Source organism: Protofrankia sp. Cas8 (assembly GCF_963555845.1).
Taxonomy (GTDB): Bacteria; Actinomycetota; Actinomycetes; order Frankiales; family Frankiaceae; genus Protofrankia.
This window is the reverse complement of sequence record NZ_CAUVXI010000037.1, coordinates 8,060-11,773: the sequence shown is the minus strand read 5'-3', so window position 1 is coordinate 11,773 and position 3,714 is coordinate 8,060. Positions and strand designations below refer to the sequence as shown.

Genomic DNA, 3,714 nt, shown 5'->3' with positions numbered 1-3,714 from the left:
GCATCGGCGGTCGCCTCGGTGTGGGGCTGGACCTCCTTGCCCGCGACGGTATGCATACAGGCGACTACCTGGTCGACTGGCTCGGCCCGGAGTTGGAGAAGGTGGGCGTGACCACCTTCAGCCACCTCGCCATCGACGATCCCGACGGCTCCCTTGCCGACTACCAGTCGTATTCCCTTGTCGTGCATGTCAGCGACCTGTCCCGGCAGGTGCTGGTCCGGCTGCCCTGGGACTACGACCGATACGGCCGGGATGCCGGCGCGGCCCGGATCGTCGACGCCGTCCGCGCGTCGATGTCGATCCCGTTCTACTTCAAGCCGGTCCAGGTCGACACCGGCAACGGGACTGCGACCTGGGCCGACGGCGGCCTGCTGGCGGATTTCCCGATCACGGCTTTCGACCGTACCGACGGCAGGCAACCGCGCTGGCCGACCTGGGGAGTCAAGCTGTCCGGTGAGCCGACGGTGACCCGGGACAAGCCGGTCCGCAACGCGCTCGGGCTTGCGTTCCGCTGCCTGGCAACGCTGCGCGGCGACTGGAACCGGTACCACCTCGACAGCGAGGGCGTGAACCGGCGGACCATCTACGTTGACACCACCGGCGTCTCCCCCGTCGACTTCGCACTCGATCGGGAAACCCGCGATCGACTGTTCGCGAACGGCCAGGCAGCGGCCCGAAAATTCCTCAGCAGCAGCAGCAGCGGCGAGTCCGGGCTCAGCGACCATCAGGGCTCCTACTGAACGCACCTCCCGCATGGCGGAGAGCAAGACGGGCGGCGTGCGCACCCCCCATCCCGTGCACACCGCCACCAGGCGGTGTCGCAGCCGAGCACAGGTACACCCCGGGCAGTGGTGTGGCCCACGGCCGGGCTGAGAGCACCGGGCGGGCAATGAGCTGACGCAGATCGGCGGTGCCACCGCCGATGTCCCCGCCGATCTCGTTGGCGTTGTGCGCCTCCAGCGCCTTCGGTGACATCGTGTGCCGACCCAGCACCCGGTCCCGGAACCCGGGTGCGAACCGCTCCACCTGCGCTTCGATCGCATCGGTCATGTCAACGGTGGAACCGGACGGCACATGGCAGTAGGCCCACGCGGTGTGCCGCCCGGCGGGGGCACGGGAGGGATCCGCGACACCGGCCTGTACGAACAGCACGAACGGGCGGGAGGGATGCCCGCCGCGGGCCACCGTCCGTTCGGCCGTGGCAACCTCGGCGAGAGTGCCCCCGAGGTGCACGGTCGCGGCGCCGGCCACGGACGGGTCCCGCCACGGCACCGGACCGTCCAACGCCCAGTCGACCTTGAACACACCTGGCCCGTACCGGTAGCGGGCCAGCGCGCGCCGGTAGCCGGCCGGCAGCCGGTCGCCGGCGACCGTGAGCACCTGGCGTGGGGTCAGGTCGAGCAGCACCGCTGCCGCCGGCGGCAGCTCGGCGAGGGACCGCACCGGGCTGTCGGTGACCAGCTCCCCGCCGAGCCGGCGCAGCCGTGCGATCAGGGCGTCCGCGAGCGACTGCGACCCGCCGACGGCCAGTGGCCAGCCGACAGCATGCGCCAGCACCGCGAGGAAAAGCCCATACCCGCCGGTGATGGGTTGGCCCAGGTCGAGCATGGAATGGGCGGCGAGGCCGGCGAGCAGCGCACGGCCACGATCGCCCCGCAGCGCCAGCCGGGCGAGCATCGTCGCCGGCCACAGCCCGCGGGCCCCGAACCGGGCCAGCGTGACCGGGGCCGGCGGGGGCAGATCGAGCGGGGCGAGCAGGCCGGTGGCGAGACGGTCCGCGTCGGCGGCGAGCGGGGCGAGCAGTCGGCTCCACCCCGACCGCGCCCCGAGATCGGTGTCCGTCTGCACGACATCGCGGTGCAGCAGCGCCGCCGGCGCGTCCTCAAACGGGTGCGCGAGTGGCACCGGCGGATGTGCCCAACGCAGGCCCTCCGCCGCCAGTGGCAGCGCACGCAGCGCAGGCGAGGCCAGCGCCAGCGGCAGCACGGTGGCGCACACATCGTGTCGGAACCCCGCCAGGGTCAGCTCCTCGGTGCGCAGCCCGCCGCCGGCGGTCGGCGCGGCTTCGATGACGAGCACCCGCCAGCCGGCTTCGGCGAGCGTGACCGCGCCCGTGAGCCCGTTGGGACCGGAGCCGACGACGACCGCGTCGAACCCGTCCGCACTCGCTGCCACGTCGGCAGGGTATCGCCCGGCGCAGGCCCCATCGAGAGCCGTCGAGCAGTCCAGCTGGCGGTACCTACAGGCCCTGCGATCGAAGCCAGTCCAGGGAGGTCTGGGCAATCTCGCGCCAGCCATGGTCGACGGTCAGGGAATGACCACGGTCGAACTGCTTGAGGTCGGTCACCGCGCTCGAATGCCGGTAGCACTTGACGGTGGCGCGGGCGACCGCATCGGGAGCCGTGTGATCCTGGCGGCCGGAGATGATGAGCAGTGGACCGCGGGTCGAGTTCTTCACGTCGACCTTCGCCGGGGAATTCGGCGCGACGTTCGCGGCCGCGGCTTCGAACAACGGGCGGGCCGGGGACGGGATCGTCCACATGTCATACAGCTCGTCGGACTCCTCACGGCTCAGCTCGTTGCCGAATCCATACCTGAACTCCTGCTTGTTCGGGACGAAACTCTTGGTAATATTCAACGGATTCCGCAGGACCGGGAACGCGGACTTGAGCTGAGCGACGGGCAGCGGCAGAACACCTCGGATCTGCGCTGGATCGATCGCGATCGCGGCCGCGGCCAGATTCTGGCCGAGCAGGCTCTGCGCGATGAGACCGCCGAAGGAGTGGCCGATGACGATCGGCTTGGCGGCGAAGGTCTGCAGAAATTCGCCGTGATGACTGATGATCTCGCTCAGTCCCTTGCCGGCCTGCGCTTCCGGGTTCCCACGGGCCTCTTCGACCGTGGCGCCGGCCCCTGGCCATTCGGGAGTCGCCGTCTCATAGCCGGCTTCTGTGAACAACTCGGTCCAGTTCCGCCAGCTCGTCGAGTGCAGCCACAGACCATGGATGAACACTACTGGCACACTCAGCGTTTTCATGATCCTGCTCCCCCTCGACAGTCCCGACCAGTCCACCGACGCACAAATGAATAGTCAAAGCCGATGAAGTCAGAACTGTCAAGGGGGGCAGATACGATCCACCTATCTCAGGTCACCTACGTAGGTCACCTATCTCAGGTCACCTATCTCAGGCGTGGTGCCGACATGTCATGCTAGTAGGTTGATACCGGTTCGGCCGGCAGCCCGACCGGGAACCGCCTGGAGGTGACCCGCCGATCACATGCGAGCTCCAACGGAGCTCTCAGTTGAACGTATAGACGGGGAGGTTCGCGGTGACGATGTGCTGGTGGAAGCTGAAGACCGCCGGGTCCGTCGGGTCGACCGTAGCGCTGACCCAGTGGTTGAGCGAGCTACCGAACGTCATCACCCGGGTGAAGTTCTCGATCACGTTCCCCGCGTCATCACTGAGCGGCTTGTCCACCGTGAAGTAGTGGCTGTCACCGTTGACCAGAACAACCGGCTTACCGAAGTCGACCGCCGCGCGGGCCAGCAGGGCCTTGGTGTCGGCGAAATGATCGGTCGGGTCGGTAGTCGTTCCACCCGGGGTAGTGGGACTGTCACCAAACATGTCGGCCTGCAAAGTGATCATGACGGCTGTCGAGCCGCTCGCCTTTGCCGCCGCAAAGGAATCGGTGATCCACTGTAGGTTGGCAGCG

3 protein-coding genes and 1 pseudogene are annotated in these 3,714 nt (G+C 68.4%); 1 reads left to right on the top strand and 3 read right to left on the bottom strand.

The genetic code is table 11. The features are described from left to right. Nucleotides 1–740, top strand: a 740-nt coding sequence (locus tag U9977_RS08255) for a patatin-like phospholipase family protein (protein WP_322748602.1), incomplete at its 5' end; no start/stop codon positions are given. Here the strand turns inward: U9977_RS08255 and U9977_RS08250 are convergent. The 3 genes and pseudogenes from U9977_RS08250 to U9977_RS08240 all read right to left on the bottom strand — a co-directional run. Then, complete coding sequence (locus U9977_RS08250; RefSeq protein WP_322748601.1) at nucleotides 715–2,175, bottom strand: NAD(P)/FAD-dependent oxidoreductase; 1,461 nt, start codon at nucleotides 2,173–2,175, stop codon at nucleotides 715–717. The two genes, U9977_RS08255 and U9977_RS08250, sit on opposite strands and share 26 nt — an antisense overlap. Before the next feature lie 64 nt (nucleotides 2,176–2,239). Beyond that, nucleotides 2,240–3,037, bottom strand: a complete 798-nt coding sequence (locus tag U9977_RS08245) for an alpha/beta hydrolase (protein WP_322748600.1) — start codon at nucleotides 3,035–3,037, stop codon at nucleotides 2,240–2,242. A gap of 262 nt (nucleotides 3,038–3,299) precedes the next feature. Next, nucleotides 3,300–3,714 (bottom strand): annotated as a pseudogene (locus U9977_RS08240) (hypothetical protein); the annotation flags it as partial.